Source organism: Thioalkalivibrio sp. ALJ24 (assembly GCF_000377785.1).
GTDB lineage: Bacteria > Pseudomonadota > Gammaproteobacteria > Ectothiorhodospirales > Ectothiorhodospiraceae > Thioalkalivibrio.
Map to the genome: position 1 here is coordinate 118,473 of NZ_KB898728.1, position 18,586 is coordinate 137,058.

Genomic DNA, 18,586 nt, shown 5'->3' on the forward strand with positions numbered 1-18,586 from the left:
GGCCTTGGTCATCGCATCCGCCGCCTCAATCGCCGGAACCAGACCGCGGGTCTCGATCATGCCCAGGGCCACACCAAAGTTTTCACTCGCCATTGCTTTTTTCTCCCGGAGTTACGGTTACTTCGAAAAATTCGACGCTCAAGCGGCCCTGCGTCCGCTTCCCGAGCGCCCGGACTCGGTCTGGTCCTGCCCAGCCTTGTTCGATCCGGACGCGGCATCATCCGTGCCGTCGTCCCAGTAGTCGATGATTCCGCCAATGGTCAGGTCGGTCTGGATCGTATTGTCGTCCAGCGCCAGGCGTGCCGCGGATCCACTGATGGTGAACACCCAGTTACCCGGGTGCGCCCCCACCGGGTCCACCGCCACCGCGCGACCGCCCTTGGCATCCACCAGCACGCGCAAGGAAGCCGTCTTCAGGCCATCGACCCGACGGGTTACCGTCAGCTCGTCCTCCACGCGCATGATGTCCATGGCTTACTGCTCCTCCCAGTGATCAATGATCCCTACGATCGTCGCGTCACTCGGATAGGACTTGTCGCCGGCCGCCTCGCGCGCCGCCGACGAACCAACCACGATCACCCAGTCGCCCGGCACGCAGCCCACGGCATCCACCGCCACGGTCCGGGGCCCGCCGACCTTCTCCTGCACCACCAGCAACGGCCGGTGCCCGAGGTCGCGGATACGGTTGGTTGATACCAGTGTCTTTTCTACCTTGCAGATTTTCATTTCGTTCCCGTTGGCCTCAGGCCTCCAGCGGCTCCAGCTGCGAACCGCTGCGCTTGTCCCGAATCACCATGTGGCAGCCGATCAGTCCCTTCTCGGCCAGATCGCGATACCGGCGCATGATCTCGTCCCGCACCCGACGGCAGCGCGCCTCGACGCGCTCGCGTGATCCGGGGACCTTGCGGTCGTAGCGGAAGTGGACCACCACCGGCACCGGAAGACCGCGCTCGACGTTCAGCTTGCGGAAGACCTTGTTGACCCCCACATCCATGCTCTCGGCACCTTCCTCCATCGTGTCCAGGTGGGCGATGTAGGCGAAGTTCCGGACCTGCATCTCCTCCACTTCCTGGCCCACGATGATCATCCGCTCGCGATGCCCGACATCGGCGTAATGCCCACCGTGATAACGGGCGACATAGTCCAGCTGCGACAGGTTGTTCATCAGCAGCCGCGAAATGAAGCGAAGCATGCCTTCGTGCGGTGCCCCGTTGCCCGTGCCCCAGCCCTGCTGGTGCACGGTGTCCTGGATCGCGCGATACAACGCCAGCGACGCATCCTGCTCGTTCATGTGCTGCGTTTCGCGATACAGCGCCGCGCTGTCGACGAACCGGTACAGGCTCATCCGCGTCTCGGCATCCGGCACGTGCACCTTGATGGCGTCCGTATCCGTATCCACCCCGATCAGCAAAGTGTCCACCGAGGCGCCGCAGCAGTAGGTGTTCTCCACCGCCTGCCGGAAGGCCCGCAGCTGGCGCAGCGCCGCATCCGCGGCCTCGCGTTCGCAGGAGGCATGCGCCGTGCAGCCCTGGTGATCGGGATCCGCACTGCTGTAGTGATACGCCGCGACCTTCAGATAGCGACTCGGCACATCCGCCGTCGTCGGCCGCCCTTCGCGGAAGCGCATCAATTCGCGCTTGGTCCAGTGGCGTACGTCCTCTTCAATGTCGAACAGGGCGCCGGCATAGCTCTTCACTCGCACCGCCATATCCGGCAGACGCAGGATAAAGCGCCGCAGGCCCAGCAGCCGACCGTCGGAACACGGCGAGATATCCACCTCGTGGAAATCGCAATCCAGGAACCACGCGATCGCGGCTTCCGCTTCGGCAACCAGGTCGTCGCGGCCCGCCCAGTACTCGTTCACCATCCGGTCGAACAGACGGAAACTGCCTTCCAGATACAGCCGACGCGTGTCGAGGTGGTTGATCCAGGCATCCTCGAGCACCTGCTCGGGCAGCCGGATCCCCAGTCGACCCTCCGCGACCGACTGTGCCCGTTCCGCAAAATCCTTTTCGTGCTGCATCGCATGGATCTCGCGCAGCACGGGAACCAGTTCGGCAAAGCGGTCGCGGAAACCCTGTTCGAAAGCATGCAGTCGCTCATTCCCGCGCATGTCCGCCAACGGGTGCCCCGGCCGGACGCCGCCCCCGCTGTCCACCGGCGCGTAGCGCCCGACCTCACCGAGCTCGGGCCCCGCAACCGGCTCCGCCCCGGCGGACGCAACCCGGTCGGCCCGGGGCGCTGCGGCAACGCCGCGCGCGCTCACGCTCCCGCGAGGGCGCAGAGACGTCGGTTTCCGGCGGCGGCGAACGACCATCAGCTCCGGACTCCCCGAATCAGCCGCGGGCGCCGCCGGACAGGGTCACGAGCGACCCCGCATCGGTGCTGCCGGACGAACCGGTAATGCGGCTCGGCGGAACCTCCTTGCGTTCCAGCTCCCGATTACTCCAGGCACTGCTGCCCTCACCCCGCGGATTCCCCCGCATGGTGTTGTTGCGACGCGTCGAGAAGCCCTCGGTCCCGGTCACGGAATCTCCGCGCTGCCAGTCATCACCGGTGATGGCCACACCACCACCCGCGCCATTGATGGTGACGCGCTCCGCGCCACGACGTTCTTCCTCGGCCGCACGGACTTCCGACATGGCCGCCTGCGCCATCGCCATCGGCGCACCGGCACGGGCACGCGCCTCGCCATAACGGAACTCCTCGGTGCCGGACACCAGGCCGACCGCCTTGTTGACCGAACCGGTGATGGACCCGCTGGAACCGTACGCGGTGCCCGTCACCCGACGTTCCCGCGCCTCGCGGGCCGGCGACGGCACGCTGAATCCGCCCGCGGGAACCCCGCTATCAAAGCCGGCCGGCGCGGTCTGGTAAGCGGCAGTTGTCTGCATGGCCGCGTTGCCATCCACACCCTCCGGACGCAGGCGAGGATGCAGGTCCCCGGCAACGTTGGCACAGGTGGAGGCAAACTCGTCCGCACCGACGTAGGGCGCACCGGATACATCCTGGCAGGCACCATGCTCGGTACCGGTCACACGCTCGTCATACCCCGGCTGGCTGCCGGAGACCGCGTGGCCAGGCGTGGAATGGCGATCCGCCACCCGCACCTCGGCCGAGCGGGCCTCCTGTGGCGCGCAGTACTGCTGATACTGATCGGGCCCGAAGTAGGCGGTGCCGCTGATCGGCTGGCAGGCGCCGTATTCGTCACCGGTCACCCGTGGGGAACGGCCCACTGCAGTGCCGGACACGCCCTGCTGCTTCCAGGTGCGACTCATGGTCACCTTTTCGGGCCCGGCCTCGGGGGTGGTGCCGCACAGCGTTTCGTAATGGTCCGATCCCACGTATTCCGTCCCCGTAATGGGCTTGCAGCCCCCGTATTCATCCCCGGTAATCCGGTTCGAAGATTCCACGCGGGTCCCCGACACTTCGCGTCCGTGCAGGGTGTGCATCACACCCACCTTGTGCACACCGCCCGCCGCCGGCTGCTCGCACATCTCCGCGAAATCCGCGCGGTTGTAGTACGGCGTTCCGGTCAGCGAAGCGCAGGAGCCGGTCTCGTCGCCGGTCACCCGCGGGCTTCGGTCGACCGATACCCCGGTGACCGTCTGCCCCTGCTGACTGTGCATCTCGCTGACACGTCCCGGCGCGGCTTCCATGCGCGTGCTGCAGCGCTGGAAGTCTTCGGTCCCCAGGTATTCGGTACCGGTCACCGGCTTGCAGTCCCCATGTTCGGTGCCGGTCACGGGAGAGGAGCGCCCGACCTCGGTTCCGGTCAGTTCACGACCCCGCAGGGTGTGCATGACCCCGACCCGGGTCGGCGCTCCGTCAGACTTTCCCGTGCAAGGCACCTCGCTGTCGCGCGTGTTCAGGTATTCGGTGCCGGTCACGCTACGGCAGGAACCGGGCTCGTCGCCGGTCACCTTCGGGCTGCGACCGACCGTGGTACCGGAGACATCACGACCATGCCCGGTGTGCATCACGCCGGTGCGCATGGTGCCCGGCGCGGGGCGGGTCCCGCAGAACCCCTCGTACTGCTCCGTGCTCAGGTACTCGGTGCCGGTGATGGCCTCGCAGGAACCGCGTTCGTCCCCGGTCACGCGGCGCGAACGGCCGACCTCGGTACCACTGACCTCCTGGCCATGGCTCGTATGCGAGTGCCCGACCTTGGCCGGATTGGGCTGCGGCAGCGCGCCGCAGTATCGGTCGAAGTGCTCGGCGCCCAGGTACTCGGTACCGGTGATCGAGTGGCAGCTGCCGGCCTCGCCTCCGGTCACGCCCGGCGTGGTCTCGACCTGCGTACCACTGACGTGTCCGCCCGACAGCGTGGTGCTTTCCTCGACCTTGGGCGGCGCCTCGGAGGCAGCGTCGTTGCGCGGACGACCACAGGGACGCCCCGGCTCGGAGGAACCACGGCCGATGCTGCACAGCTCCTGGCGACGTTGCCGCGCGATCTCTCGGGTCGACAGACCCTTGCGCTGCAGCGCCTTCCAGGAACCTTCGCGCGGCAGATCGGACGGCCGCTTGGTACCGGCCTGATAGCGCCGCCGCAACGCCTTCTTGCCCTGGTTCGCCATCGCGTCCCGGCGCGCCATGCAGATCGCCCGCACGTCGGAGATCATTGGTTTGATCTCGCGATCGTTCTCGTCCTGACGTTGTTCCACCTGCGTGCACAGCCGATCCAGCCCCTGGTCAAAGGCTTCTTCCGCGCGCTCCGCGGACACATCCTCGCCAACGGGTTCCGGTTGACGCGCGGCTTCCCGCGGCGGACGCGTCGGACGCGGCGGTTCCGGGTCGCGTTCCCGGCCACGCAGACGATCCTCGCGCCGCGGCTCGGCCGCCATCGCTTTCTTGCCGTTCTGCGCCAGCGCCTGACGGCGCAGGCGGCAGATCTCGCGGCCGCTCATGTTCTCGCAGTCCACGTCCTGGCTCTGCGCAAGGACTTCGAGCTGACGCGAGCGTTCCGAGCCGGCCCGGGCGAATCCGCCCGAGCCGCGCGTGTTGCCCCGCCCCAGGGCTTTCTTGCCCTGACGTGCCATCTTCTGCCGACGCTCGAGCGCGGCCTGACGCCCGTTGGAGGCACCCTGGTGGGCGCCCGTAGGCGGCGCGTCGGACCCATCGGTCTGCCGCTCCGCCCGCGGTTCGGCGAACCGGGGTTCGGGCTGCGCGGGCGCGTCGGACTCACGCGCCGATTCCGGGGCCGAGGGAGCCGGCTCGGGCTCAGGCGCCGCGGGCGCGGGGTTCTGACGAACCACCTCGGACCGCGAGACGCCCTGGTTCGAGCCCTTCACGGCGGCCTTGCCATTGCGGGACATGGCCTTGCGCCGTTCGCGGGCCAGCTCGCGACCGGAGAGGCCTGCAGACGCGGATGTCGGATTACTCATGGCACTTCCTTACAGTTGGCGACGGCAACAGTAAAACCCTGTATGGAATGGCCGGGCCGGCAAACGCCGACCCGGCCGCAGCCGGATCAGCGGCCGCGATCGACCACGAAGGCCATGCCCAGGCTCTGGGCGTAGTTGTCGTACGCGACGAAGCGCACCATCATGCCGGGGTTGCTGCGGCGGCACTCCTCGATCTCCTGGAGCACGGCTTCCACGGACTGCTCGCCGAAGAAGGGCAGCTTCCACATGTACCAGTAGGGAGACATGGCGTGCTCCTTTTCGGAGTACTCCACGGAGGGGTTCCACCCCTGCGCGAGGCAGTATTCGATCTGCTTGCGCACCTGGTCGGCGTTCATCTCCGGCAGGTAGGAGAAGGTCTCGTACTTCTGCACCGGCTTGAAGTTCTGAATATCGGACATGTCGGTCATCCTGTGTCTGGTTCGTTCAGGGTGCGGACGGCGCAGCGGGTGGCCGCCCGCACTCGGGCGATCACTTGTGCTGGGTGTCCAGCTTGTCGACGGTATCGAACTCGAACTTGATCTCCTTCCAGGTCTCCATCGCAATCTTCAGCTCGGGGCTGTGCTGCGCGGCCTGGGTCAGGATCTCCTTGCCTTCGCGTTCGACGTCGCGACCTTCGTTACGGGCCTGGACGCAGGCTTCCAGCGCGACGCGGTTGGCGGTCGCGCCCGGGGCGTTGCCCCACGGATGGCCGAGGGTACCGCCGCCGAACTGCAGCACGGAGTCGTCGCCGAAGATGGTGACCAGCGACGGCATGTGCCAGACGTGGATACCACCGGAGGCCACCGCAAACACGCCCGGCATGGAGCCCCAGTCCTGATCGAAGAAGATGCCGCGCGAGCGATCTTCCGGGACAAAGGATTCACGCAGCATGTCGATCCAGCCGAGCGTCGCGGCGCGGTCGCCTTCCAGCTTGCCGACCACGGTGCCGGTGTGCAGATGGTCACCGCCGGACAGGCGCAGGATCTTGGCCAGCACGCGGAAGTGGATACCGTGCTTCGGATGACGGTCGAGCACGGCGTGCATCGCACGGTGGATGTGCAGCAGCATGCCGTTGTCTCGGCACCAGTTGGCCAGGCCGGTGTTGGCGCAGAACCCGCCGGTGATGTAGTCGTGCATGATGATCGGCGCACCGACTTCCTTTGCGAACTCGGCACGCTTGTACATCTCTTCCGGGGTCGGCGCGGTCACGTTCAGATAGTGACCCTTGCGCTCGCCGGTTTCGGCTTCGGCCTTCTCGGTCGCTTCCTGCACGAACTCGAAACGCTCGCGCCAGCGCATGAACGGCTGCGAGTTGATGTTTTCGTCGTCCTTGGTGAAGTCGAGGCCGCCACGCAGGCACTCGTAGACCGCACGCCCGTAGTTCTTGGCCGACAGACCCAGCTTCGGCTTGATGGTGCAGCCCAGCAGCGGCCGACCGTACTTGTTCATCTTGTCACGCTCGACCTGAATACCGGCAGGCGGACCGCCGCAGGTCTTGACGTAGGCGATCGGGAAACGCACGTCTTCCAGGCGCAGGGCACGGATGGCCTTGAACCCGAACACGTTGCCCACCAGCGAGGTGAACACGTTCACCACCGAGCCTTCCTCGAACAGATCGATCGGATAGGCGATGAACGCGTAGAAGGACTCGTCGTCACCCGGCACGTCCTCGACGGCGTAGGCACGGCCCTTGTAGTAGTCCATATCGGTAAGGAGGTCGGTCCACACCGTCGTCCAGGTCCCGGTGGAGGACTCGGCGGCCACGGCGGCTGCGGCTTCTTCGCGGTCGATGCCCGGCTGCGGGGTAATCTTGAAGCATGCCAGCAGGTCGGTATCCAGCGGCATGTATTCCGGCATCCAGTAGGTTTCGCGGTAATCCTTGACGCCCGCGGAGTACTTCTTGGCGGCCATGTGGCTTTCTCCTACGCGTTGGTTAATCGTGACGGTCGCCTAGGTTAGGAAGGTTAACCACTAATAACAAATAAATAATCTAGATACGACCGATTGACGTTCATCTATGGTTGACCGGGTTCCATCGCGGACGACAGCCCGGCCCGGCGGGTTCACGCGACCTTTCCCGCGCGCTCCCGGATGAGCCGGAAGCGATTCTAGACGAAAACCCCGGCGGGTGCATGCGATTGCTCGCCGGCCGATCCGTGAGCGGTATCGGCGGTGTCAGACAGGTGAGACGGCGGGCGTGGCGAGCTCGGGGAGGACAGCTCGCGGCACGCCCGCCAGCGGGACTCAGGCGCCGCGCAGCAGGCGCACCATGGCGTCGGCGACGCCGCGCGAGGACTGCGGGTTCTGGCCGGTGACCAGGCGGCCGTCGACCACGACGTGTTCGGCCCAGTCCTCGGCACTGTCGAGCTCACCACCCCGCGACTGCAGGCGATCCTGCAGCAGGAACGGCACGCTGGCGTCGAGGCCCACTCCCTTTTCCTCGCTGTTGGTGAACGCCGCAACCCGACGCCCGGACACCGCCGGCGTACCGTCGGCGAGCATCGCGCCCACCAGACAGGCGGGTCCATGACAGACGGCGCCCAGGACCTTGTCATGGCTCAGAAAATCGGTGACCAGACGCTGGACATGGGGGTTGTCGGGGAGGTCATACATGGTGCCGTGACCGCCGGGAAAAAACAGCGCCACATAGGGTTCATGGTGCACCGATTCATCCAGCGCGATGGTGTGATCCAGCGCCTGCTGTGCGGCAACGGCCGCGGGGCCGACCAGCTCGACCGCGTCGAGGCTCTTCGGATCCAGCGGGACCGGACCGCCCCGCGGACTGGCCACCTTGATCTCGAAACCGGCCTCGCGGAAGCGCTGGTAAGGAATCGCGAATTCATCGAACCACAGCCCGGTCGCATGGCCGGGGGCCAGCTCGTCGTGACTGGTGGTGACGATCAGGATCGTCCGCATCATGTTGCCGTCTCCCTGTGTGGTCGTCCTCGGTGGACAGCCCGCAGGGGGAAGGCGTTCCCGCCACCTTCAGCCGCGACTCTCTTCGTGGTCCGGGAGGGTAATGTTGAGCTCCAGCACCTCGCAGTCGCCCTCACGGTCCACGTTCATCTGGACCGCGTCGTCATCGACCTCGACGTACTTGCGGATCACCTGCAGCAATTCCTGCTGCATCGCCGGGAGGTAATCCGGCCCCGAGCGCGCCGCACGTTCGCGCGCCACGATGATCTGCAGCCGTTCCTTGGCCACGCCGGCGCTGCCTTTCTTCGGCTGACGGAAATAATCGAAGATCCCCATGGCCTAACCTCCGAAAAGACGCCCGAACAGGCCACGTTTCGGCGCATCGACGAAGCGCAGCGGCCGCGACTCTCCGAGGAACCGTGCCACGGCGTCGTCGTACGCCTGCCCGGCGTCGGATTCCATGTCCATGACCACCGGCTGCCCGGCATTGGACGCATTCAGAACCGCCTGCGACTCCGGGATCACCCCCAGGAGGTCGATCGCCAGGATCTCGCCGACGTCCTCGATGCTCAGCATCTCGCCGCGCTCCACGCGTTCCGGTGAATAACGGGTGAGCAGCAGCCGCCCTGGAATGGGGTCGCCACCCTGTTCCACCTGGCGGGTCTTGCTGGCAAGAATGCCCAGGATGCGGTCGGAGTCACGCACGCTGGAGACCTCGGGATTGGTCACCACGATGGCCTCGTCCGCGTGATAGGCGGCCATCAGCGCACCCCGCTCGATCCCGGCCGGGCTGTCACACACGATGTAGTCGAATTCCTCGGCCATCTCGCCGAGCACCCGTTCCACGCCATCCTCGGTCAGCGCGTCCTTGTCGCGCGTCTGCGAGGCCGGAAGGATGTGAAGGTTGTCCACCCGCTTGTCGCGGATCAGGGCCTGCTTGAGATTCGCGTCGCCGTTGATCACATTGACGAAGTCGTAGACCACGCGTCGCTCGCAGCCCATGATCAGGTCGAGGTTGCGCAGGCCCACGTCGAAATCGATCACCGCAGTCCGGTGGCCCCGCAGGGCCAGCCCGGTCGCGATGGCGGCGGAGGTGGTGGTCTTGCCCACCCCTCCCTTGCCGGAGGTCACCACTACGATACGTGCCATGTTGGCTGCGTCTCCTTGAAAGTCGAGGGGGAGCGGGGTCCGCTCAGGATTCCGTGATGTTGATGCTTTCGCCGGCCAGTGTCACCAGCCGATTGTCACCGCGCTCGGCTTCCGTGATGTCTTCGGCAATCCGGTAATGACCGCCAATCGACAGCAGCTCGGCCTCCAGACGGCGGCAGAAGATGCGCGCGGTCACCAGCCCGCGCACGCCGGCCAGTGCCCGACCGCGCAGCGGTCCAAGGACCGTGATGTTGCCGTCGGCGAGCAGCTCCGCGCCCGCCGACACCGGCGCCGTGACCAGCAGGTCCCCGCCACGGGCATAGATCTGCTGCCCCGAGCGGACCGGCTGGTCCACCACGCGGGTCGCACTGTGGACCGCTACCGGACCCGACGCCGACTGCGTGGCTGCCGACGCCTCGCCCGAAGCCCCTTGATCCGCCGTCTCCCGCGGCGCGCGGCCCTCGCCCAGCGGCAGCTCACCACTGCCACCACGACCGCCCATCGACAACCGCGGCGGCAGTCCCGTGGCATCCGCCGACTCCAGGGCCCGCGCCGCCTCGCCGTCCTGCAGCCCGATCAGGCGAAAGCCCTCGGCGCGCACGCGTTCGACCACCTCCCGCAGGGCCGCCTCACCGGCCTCGGCGACCGGTTCCAGGTCCAGCACGATGGGCATGTCGCGCATCAGTTCCGGCGCCTCGTCGCGCCTTGCCGCCAGCATCATACTCAGGTTCTGCGGCTCGGTGTCGTACACCCGTAGCACCGAAACCAGGAGCATGCGGCCCTTGAGTTCGACGGCCTGGACGGAGCTGGGGGAGGCGCTCATGCACGATTCCATGGTCGGAGGGTGGGCAGTCCGTCCGGGGCCGGACGGAATCGCGCATTTATAGCGTGCTGCCCCGGGGCCCGGCAAGCCTCTTCCTTCGAAAGGCCCGGGCCCGCGGGGCGGATCAGTCGCGCCGGCGCGGCCGTCCGGGGATCAGGGCGGGGGTCCGCGCGACGTATTCGGCGTAACCAGGGCGGGTCTCGTGCAGGCGCGCCTCCAGCAGGGTCACCCCGGAGACGCGCAGGATCAGCACGATCATCAGCAACGCAGAGGGCACGGCCCACCAGCCGCCGGCGGCCAGCGCCAGCAGGGCGTAACCGATCCACACCACGATCTCGCCGAAGTAATTCGGGTGCCGGCTGTAACGCCACAGCCCGCGGTCCATGACCCGGCCCCGCTGCTGCGGATCGGCCCGGAAGCGAGCCATCTGTGCATCCGCCACGCTCTCGAAAACGAAACCGGAGGCCCAGACCGCCAGCCCTGCCGCCAGCAGCAGAGGATGCAGCGACTGCGCGCTGACCCCCGCCAGTACCGGCAGACCGATCACCGCCACCAGCGCGCCCTGGAGGCCGAAGATCGTGACCAGGCTGCGCCGCGCGAAGGCCGCATCACTCAGGTCCCCGCGCATCGCGGTGTAGCGGGCATCCTCGCCGTGCCCCCAGTTGCGCCAGGTGATGTAGGCCGACAGGCGCAGCCCCCACAACACCACCGGTACCAGCATCCACAGTCCCGCCGCCGGGAACCCCGCCAGCCCCCACCACAGCACGCCGACCACGATGAAGCCGATTCCCCAGAAACGGTCCACCAGGCTCGCGTCGCGCCGGCGCACCGCCTCGACCCAGACCAGGCTCATCAGGCCCAGGGCCGCCAGCAGGCCCCACAGGAAAGCCAGCGGAAGACTCATTGCGCGGCCTCCCGCAGCGGACGTTCCAGCAGGGTATGAGACACGAACCACTCCGATCCGCCGTTCCAGGCGAACAGTTCGGCACAGGCCATGTAGAACATCCGCCAGCGCTGGAACACGCGCGCCGCCTCCGCCGCATCCTGCGTGCGGGAGAACAGCGACAGCAGCCGCTCACGGGCGGCATCCTGGCGTTCCAGCCAGGCGTTCAGGCTGCGCGCATAATGTTCGCCGCCCACCCGCCACTGATGACACACGCGGAGGTCGTCCTGAAAGTCATGCACCAGATCCTCCGACGGCATCAGCCCGTCGCGGAAAAAATGCCGGGCCATCCAGTCGGCGTCGCCGTCGGTCTCGAAGAAGTATGGACGGTCACGATGCGCGAACACGTGCATGAAAAAGCGTCCGCCCGGCCGCAGCCAGTCGTGGATGCGACGGAACAGCTCCGGCCAGTTGCGCATGTGCTCCAACATCTCCACCGACACCACCCGGTCGAAGCCGGTCTGCGCGGGCCGGAAGTCGTTCATGTCGGCGGTCACCACCTCCAGGTTGGTCAGGCCGAGGGCATCGCGCCGTTGCTCGATCGCCGCACGCTGGGTCGCCGAATTGGACACCGCCAGGATCGAGGCCCGCGGGAACTGTTCCGCCATCCACAGCGAGAGCGAACCCCACCCGCAGCCCAGTTCCAGAATCCGCTGGCCATCCGCCAGGCCGGCACGCTCGGTGGTCAGCTGCAGCATCGCGGCCTCGGCCCCGGCCAGATCCTCGACTCCCTCCGGCCACCATCCGGAGGAATATTTCATCCACGGCCCCAGGCACGCCTCGAAGTATTCCGTCGGCAGCTCGTAATGCTGTTCGTTGGCGGTGTCGGTGGACAGAGCCACCGGGGCCTCACGCATCGCCCGCACCAGCGCCTCGCGCCGCTGGCGCACCGCCTCCGGCGCCCCCCCACTCTCGCGCAGCCGCCGGCGCAGCAGGTGACGGACCCCGGCCCGGATGGCTGCATCCGGCACCCGACCGCGTTCTGCCCAGTCAATCAATCGTTCCACGCCCGTCTCTCCTGTTTGCCCCCGTGCAGGGTTGACCCGAACGCGCAGGCTCGGTTCCGGTGTACACCGACCCCCCGAAAAAAACGGGTACGGACGTGAGCGCAATCACCCCTCAAGTCCGAAGCCGGTGATAGAGTGAGACCCAATACCCAGTCTGCGCGTGACCATGGCCCAGCCCTACCGCATCCCGCCCCGTCTGCTGCAACGCGTCTGGACCCCGTTCATGGACGCCTTGCAGGAAAAGAACCGGGCATTCCTCAACGAACTGGATGACCGCCTGATGGATGCGGCGGAAAAGGCCATCGACAGCCAGCGTGCCCAGCAGAACATGATGCTGTCGCGGCAGATCCGCATGGCCGCCCATCCCGTGCTCGAACAGTTCCGCAACGGACTGGCGCAGAGACTGGTGCCCGCACCGGTCGATTTTGACGAAGGTAGCGATGCGGAAGACGACTCGCTCGAACTGAGCGTGATGGATCAGGAAGCGACCGAGCGGGAAGTCGCGCTGCGCAAGGTGGTCGCCGGGGCGCGCTCGGTCATGTCACACGAGATCGACGCCCTGGAACAGCTCACGCGGGATTACCATCTGGCCTCCTCCCCGGAAGCGGCACCATGGCATCCGCATGCCCTGGGCGAGGCCTTCCTGAAAGCCGTCGAAGCAGTGCCACTGCCGCCCGAAGACTGTCTGATGCTGCTTCACTGGTTCGACCGCGACGTAATTCGCGACCTGCAGCCGGAGATGCAGGCCCTGCTGCGTGCGTTCGGGGAGGCCGGTCTGGCCGTCCCAGAGCTGGGTCCGGTCGCCCGCTCGCGGACCACCGGAGGCAGTGGACCGTCCCGCGGAGGACCGGGACCGCAGGAGCCCGCTCCGGACAATGCTCCGGAAGCCGGGGCGACACCCGGCCAGCCCCCGGGTGCCGTGGCACCTGCCGGCCACTGGGGCCAGTTCGGCTATGTCGTCCCTTCGGGAGATCGGGGCTTGGTGCCCGCCGGGGGCGGGGCAACGCCGCAGGGCATGACGGGCCCACTGGCAGTGGCCACCATGGTCCAGAACGCCCCCAGCCGCGAATCGCTGGAGCCGTTCATCATGGACCTGCTCCAGGGCCTGTTCGACCTGATCCTCAAGCGCGACGACCTCAACCCGGCCCTGCGTGAACCGCTGGCCGATCTCCAGCTCCCGCTGGTGCGCATCGCCATGCAGGACGCCAGTTTCTTCCGCGACAAGCAGCACCCGGCGCGCCAGCTCACCGGGCTGCTGTTGAATATCGCCCTGCGGGTGGATCCCGACCTGAATCTTGGCGACGCCCGCGAGCTGCCGCTGGCGCGGCTGGTGGCCGAACACGTCGAACGCCTGCGCAGCGCCGGCCTGGACAGCGCCGACGCCTATCAGAGCGCACTGCAGGCCCTGCGCGAAGACCTCGAGCAGGTCGAGTCGGAGATCGAAACCGAGGCGGCCGAGGAACGCCGGGAGGCGGAACAGGAGGAGACCCGGATCGAGGTCTCCTGGAAGATGGAGACCACCGTCCACCAGACCGTGGAAAGCGCCGGACGCGGCCTGCCCGACCAGGCCCGTCAGCAGCTGATGGACGCCTGGGTCCCGCTGCTCACCGCGGAGGAGACCGCCCGCGTGGCGACGGCCCCCGAATCGCGGGGCAGTACGGACGCCGCCACCGCGCCGGCCCCTGTGCAGGACGGCGGTCCGGGATCCTCTCGGGCGTCCGACGTCCCGGCCGGCGCCGCGGAGACGGGCACCACGGACGGGCCCGACGACGAGACCCCGGCCGCCACCCCCGGCGAACAGCCTGCGGACACCGCCGCATCCGCCGCCGTTGACAGCCAGGAAACCGACGACGGCCGGGAATCCCCCGCCGGGCTCGCGCTGCTCGAGGAACTGCTGCAGCTGATGCGCGAGGCCCCGGATTTCAAGTCCTCCGCACCACTGCTGGCCCGCATCCGCGCCTATCTGGACCGGGCTCCGCTGTCGCCGGAGGAGCGCGCCCGCATCAAGTCCGATCTGGTCAGTGCCCACCTGATGGCCGCGGGACGCAAGCCCGCCCGCCCCGAGCCGGCAGAGCCGGGCGCCGGAGAGTCCGCTCACGAAACGGGCGGCACCGGATCCTCGGAGGCCGCGAGCACCCGCGATCAGGATTTCGGGAAAACCAGCTCGGAGCGCACTCGCGAACGCGGCCGACGCAGCGAGGGCCGCTCGACGGCCAGTCCGTTCGCCACCGCAGCGCGCCTCCCGGACGACGACCCGTCACTGATGCGCGATCACGACGACGAGCACGTGGACACCGCCGACAGCCTGGCGTCCGGCACCTGGATCCAGTTCACCTCGCCCGCCGGCACCCGGGTCACGCGCATGAAGCTGGTCTGGCGCGGCACCAACTCCGGGCGCTTCCTGTTCACCGATGCCGCCGGCCGCAGCAAGCGCCAGCACAGCCTCCAGGGACTGGCCCAGGAGTTCCGCACCGGACGCGCACAAATCATCCCGGAAGAGTCCCTGTTCGATCATCTGATGGAGCAGAAGCTGGGCACGGGGGAATCGGCCGGCGCCACCGGCTGACGCCTCGCGCGGGCCGCCCCGCCGAACGACCGGCTCTACTCGGTCTGCGGGGTCCCGCATCCCCCGCCGCCCGGGGTATGGATCTCCACCGCATCGCCCGCTTCCAGCGCACGCCGATCGCAGCCCTGCAGGCGCTCGCGGCGCCCGTCCGCGCGGATCAGCCAGTCCTCGCCCGCCGCCGCATCGCCACCATCGCACAGGCCGAACGGTGCCACGCGGCGGCGATTGGCCAGCAGGGTCAGTTCCATCGGTTCGTCGAAACCCAGACGGCGGATAACCCCGTCGCCGCCCCGCCAGGCCCCCGTGCCGCCCGAGCCCGTGCGCAGCGCAAAGCGCTCTACCCGCACCGGGAAGCGGCTCTCGAGCACCTCCGGGTCGGTCAGGCGCGAGTTGGTCATGTGGGTCTGCACGGCGCTGGCACCATGGTGGCCGGGACCCGCACCGGCACCCCCGGCGATGGTCTCGTAATACTGGTGCCGGTCGTTGCCGAAGGTCAGGTTGTTCATCGTCCCCTGCGCGGCCGCCTGCGCCCCCAGGGCACCAAACAGGGCGTCGGTGACCGCCTGCGAGGTCTCCACGTTCCCGGCCACCACCGCGGCGGGCGGCACCGGGTTGAGCATGCAGCCCTCCGGGACCCGCAGCTCCACCGGGTCCAGGCAGCCGTCGTTGAGTGGCACCGGGTCGTCCAGCAGGCAGCGCAGCACGTAGAGCACCGCCGCGCGCACGATGGACACCGGCGCGTTGAAGTTGTCCGCACGCTGGGCCGAGGTCCCGTCGAAATCGATCACCAGCCGCGCATCCTCCGCCGATCCGGGCCGATCCGGGGCCACCGACACCACGATCTCCGCCCCATTGTCCAGGGCACAGCGAAAGTGGCCGGGCTCCAGTTCGGGGATCAGGCGCCGTACCGCCGCGGCCGCGTTCTCCTGCACGTGCTGCATGCTGGCGGTCACCATTGCCGGCCCGCTCTCGCCCAGCAGGCGATCCAGCTCCTCCAGACCGCGCCGGTTGGCCGCCACCTGCGCCTCCAGGTCGGCGCGGTTCTGCGCCGGATTGCGCGCCGGCCACGGACCGGACGTCAGCAGCGTCTGGAGGATTTCGCCATCGAACTGTCCATCGCGCACCAGCCGCACCGGCGGGATGCGCACGCCTTCCTCCTCCGGGGTGGAAGAGAACGCCGGCATCGATCCCGGCGTGATCCCGCCGACATCGGCGTGATGCCCGCGCGAGGCCACGAAGTACCGCAGCACCGCCGGGGTCGCCGGATCGCTGGTGACCCCGCCCGCGGCATCCAGGAACACCGGCGTGACCACGGTGATGTCCGGCAGATGGGTCCCGCCGTTGAACGGGTCATTGAGCACGTAGGTGTCGCCCGGACGCAGGTCGTCGCCGAAGGCCGCCACGATCGCGCGCACGCTGGCCCCCATGGAGCCCAGATGCACCGGCATGTGCGGCGCGTTCGCCACCAGCCGGCCGGCCCCGTCGAACAGCGCGCAGGAGAAATCCAGACGCTCCTTGATGTTCACCGAGTGGGCGGTGTTCTGCAGGGTGAAGCCCATCTGGTCGGCAATCGCCATGAAGCGGTTGTTGAAGACCTCCAGCCGCACCGGGTCGCGACGCTGCGGGTCCTCGCGCCGCTTGCGATCACGCGCCGGTGCGGCGGGGTGGTGTTCCAGCACCAGGGTGCCGTCCGCGGCCATGCGGCCGCGCCAGTCCGGCTCCAGGATCACCGTGCCGGTGGCCTCGATCACGATCGCCGGCCCCGTCAGCCGCATGCCGGGGCTCAGGGCCTCGCGACGATACAGCGGCACCTCGCGCCACTGCCCCGCGGTGAACATCGACACCCGTTCCGCGCATTCCGGTTCGCCCGTCGCGGCCTCGTCATCCGCGGCGGTGCCCGCCGCCTCCGCCGGGTGCTCCGCCCCCGGCCCCACGGCCTCCACCGCGGCCACCGCCACCACCAGCCGCCGGTCCGGCGGGGCAAAGCCGTAGCGCCGGCGCCAGGACTCGGCAAAGGCCTGCTGCATCGCGTCCGGGTTCCCGGCCTCCACCTCCAGGGTCGAATCGGAACCCTCCACCCGCAGCTGCACCCGCCGTCGCAGTCGCAGCTGCCCGGGCTCCACGCCCTGCCCGGTCAGCTCGTCCCGGGCCCGGGCCTCCAGCTCGTCCAGCGCCGCCTCCAGCCGCGCCGCGCCATCGCCGTCCAGCGGACACTCCAGGCTCGCCTCGTGCAGCGCCCGCAGCTCGGCCAGGCCCATGCCGAAGGCCGACAGCACCCCGCCCAGCGGATGCAGCAGCACGTGCCGCATGCCCAGACGCTCGGCGACCCGGCAGGCATGCTGCCCGCCGGCCCCGCCGAAACAGACCAGCGCATAACCGCCGACGTCGTGCCCGCGCTGCACCGAAATCGTCTTGATCGCGCGGGCCATGTGTTCCACCGCGATCTCCAGCAGGCCTTCGGCCAGCGCCTCGGGCGACGGGGTCTCGTCCTGGGTCGCCCCCACCTCGGCCGCCAGCGCGGCAAACCCCTCCGCCACCGCCCCGGCATCCAGCGGCCGGTCGCGATCCGGCCCGAACACCGCCGGAAAATACTCGGGCCGCAACCGCCCCAGCTGCAGATTGCAGTCGGTGACCGTCAGCGGGCCGCCCTGACCGTACGCCGCCGGACCCGGCTGCGCCCCGGCCGACTCCGGCCCCACGCGCAGGCGCATGCCGTCGAACCGACAGATCGACCCGCCGCCGGCCGCCACGGTGTGGATGTCCAGCATCGGTACGCGCAGGCGCGCCCCGGCCACCTCGCTCTCCTGACGCCGCTCCAGCTCGCCCGCCAGGTGCGCGACGTCGGTGGAGGTCCCGCCCATGTCGAAGGTGATCAGGCGCTGGAAGCCCAGCGGAGCCGCGGTGCGCAGCGCGCCGACGATGCCGCCGGCGGGACCGGACAGCACCGCATCGCGCCCGCGAAAGCGCTCGCCATCCACCAGTCCGCCGGAAGACTGCATGAAGCGCAGCGGCACCGTCCCCAGCTCGGCGGTCACCTGTCGTACGTAGCGTCGCAGCACCGGCGACAGGAAGGCGTCCACCACCGCCGTCTCGCCGCGCGGCACCAGCTTGATCAGGCCGCTGACCTCGTGGCTGGCAACCACCTCCTCGAAGCCCAGCTCGCGCGCCAGCGCGGCCACCGCCTGCTCGTGCGCCGGGAAGCGATAGCCGTGGACACAGGCCACCGCCAGCGCGCGATACCCCTCCGTCCGCGCCGCCTGCAGGCGCGACCGCAGGGCGTCCAGATCGGGCGCGCGCAGCACCCGTCCGGCGGCATCCACGCGCTCGTCCACCGGTTCCACCCGGTCGTACACCGGGACCGGCAGGCGGATGTCGCGCGCGAACAGCTCCGGGCGCGCCTGATGCCCGATGCGCAGCGCATCCTCCAGGCCCGCGGTGATCACCAGCACCACCGGCTCACCCTTGCCTTCCAGCAGGGCGTTGGTGGCCACCGTGGTGCCCATGCGCACCTCGTGGATGCGCGTCGCCGGCACCGGTTCGCCCGGTGCGAGTCCGAGGAGATCGCGGATGCCCTGCACCGCCGCGTCGGCGTAGGCCTCGGGATGCTCCGACAGCAGCTTGTGCGAATGCAGCCGCCCGTCGGGGTCGCGCCCCACGATGTCGGTGAAGGTGCCGCCGCGGTCGATCCAGAAATGCCAGGGCCGTGTATCCGCGTGCCGGCTGCGGGCTTGTGCGTGATCGTCGCCGCCCGCCATCATTGCGCCCCGAACTCGCCGCGCCGCGGCCGGTCGCAGGACC

The 18,586-nt window shown here is 68.7% G+C and carries 15 protein-coding genes; 1 reads left to right on the forward strand and 14 read right to left on the reverse strand.

What is annotated here, in order from left to right; genetic code table 11:
• From D571_RS13655 to D571_RS0108030, 13 genes are all read right to left on the reverse strand, one after another.
• On the reverse strand, positions 1-93 hold a 93-nt coding region (locus tag D571_RS13655), incomplete at its 3' end, for a BMC domain-containing protein (RefSeq protein WP_038030644.1).
• Between the two features lie 45 nt (positions 94-138).
• Complete coding sequence (locus D571_RS0107975; RefSeq protein ID WP_018936155.1) at positions 139-471, reverse strand: carboxysome peptide B; 333 nt, start codon at positions 469-471, stop codon at positions 139-141.
• Between the two features lie 3 nt (positions 472-474).
• The gene (locus D571_RS0107980) at positions 475-726 is read right to left on the reverse strand and encodes a carboxysome peptide A (protein WP_018870589.1); all 252 of its coding nucleotides are present in this window, start codon (positions 724-726) and stop codon (positions 475-477) included.
• Positions 727-742: 16 nt separating this feature from the next.
• Entirely contained in the window at positions 743-2,317 is a 1,575-nt protein-coding gene (locus D571_RS0107985) for a carboxysome shell carbonic anhydrase (RefSeq protein WP_255349492.1), read from the reverse strand.
• 19 nt (positions 2,318-2,336) lie between these two features.
• On the reverse strand, positions 2,337-5,384 hold the full coding sequence (locus D571_RS0107990; protein ID WP_018936157.1) for a CsoS2 family carboxysome shell protein: 3,048 nt from the start codon (positions 5,382-5,384) through the stop codon (positions 2,337-2,339).
• A gap of 86 nt (positions 5,385-5,470) precedes the next feature.
• Positions 5,471-5,803: a ribulose bisphosphate carboxylase small subunit gene (locus tag D571_RS0107995; RefSeq protein WP_019022376.1), complete on the reverse strand. Its 333-nt coding sequence runs from the start codon at positions 5,801-5,803 to the stop codon at positions 5,471-5,473.
• Positions 5,804-5,873: 70 nt separating this feature from the next.
• The gene (locus tag D571_RS0108000) at positions 5,874-7,295 is read right to left on the reverse strand and encodes a form I ribulose bisphosphate carboxylase large subunit (RefSeq protein WP_018936158.1); all 1,422 of its coding nucleotides are present in this window, start codon (positions 7,293-7,295) and stop codon (positions 5,874-5,876) included.
• Positions 7,296-7,628: 333 nt separating this feature from the next.
• The gene (locus D571_RS0108005; protein ID WP_018936159.1) at positions 7,629-8,303 is read right to left on the reverse strand and encodes a type 1 glutamine amidotransferase domain-containing protein; all 675 of its coding nucleotides are present in this window, start codon (positions 8,301-8,303) and stop codon (positions 7,629-7,631) included.
• Positions 8,304-8,369: 66 nt separating this feature from the next.
• Complete coding sequence (gene minE / locus D571_RS0108010; protein WP_018936160.1) at positions 8,370-8,636, reverse strand: cell division topological specificity factor MinE; 267 nt, start codon at positions 8,634-8,636, stop codon at positions 8,370-8,372.
• A 3-nt stretch (positions 8,637-8,639) separates the two neighbouring features.
• Positions 8,640-9,449 carry a septum site-determining protein MinD gene (minD, locus tag D571_RS0108015; RefSeq protein ID WP_018936161.1) on the reverse strand — a complete coding sequence of 270 codons (810 nt, stop codon included), beginning with the start codon at positions 9,447-9,449 and terminating at the stop codon, positions 8,640-8,642.
• Between the two features lie 43 nt (positions 9,450-9,492).
• Positions 9,493-10,272 (reverse strand): septum site-determining protein MinC, encoded by a 780-nt coding sequence (minC, locus tag D571_RS0108020; RefSeq protein WP_018936162.1) that lies wholly within the window; start codon positions 10,270-10,272, stop codon positions 9,493-9,495.
• A 124-nt stretch (positions 10,273-10,396) separates the two neighbouring features.
• Complete coding sequence (locus D571_RS0108025) at positions 10,397-11,176, reverse strand: DUF1295 domain-containing protein (RefSeq protein WP_018936163.1); 780 nt, start codon at positions 11,174-11,176, stop codon at positions 10,397-10,399.
• Positions 11,173-12,222 (reverse strand): cyclopropane-fatty-acyl-phospholipid synthase family protein, encoded by a 1,050-nt coding sequence (locus D571_RS0108030; RefSeq protein WP_018936164.1) that lies wholly within the window; start codon positions 12,220-12,222, stop codon positions 11,173-11,175. The genes D571_RS0108025 and D571_RS0108030 overlap by 4 nt, the downstream gene beginning before the upstream one ends.
• A 166-nt stretch (positions 12,223-12,388) precedes the next feature.
• Between D571_RS0108030 and D571_RS0108035 the strand changes: the two genes are divergently transcribed.
• Positions 12,389-14,788, forward strand: a complete 2,400-nt coding sequence (locus tag D571_RS0108035; protein WP_018936165.1) for a DUF1631 family protein — start codon at positions 12,389-12,391, stop codon at positions 14,786-14,788.
• Between the two features lie 35 nt (positions 14,789-14,823).
• Here the strand turns inward: D571_RS0108035 and D571_RS0108040 are convergent, their stop codons facing one another.
• Positions 14,824-18,546, reverse strand: coding sequence for a hydantoinase B/oxoprolinase family protein (locus D571_RS0108040; protein ID WP_018936166.1), 3,723 nt, complete (start codon positions 18,544-18,546; stop codon positions 14,824-14,826).
• Positions 18,547-18,586 lie beyond the last annotated feature (40 nt).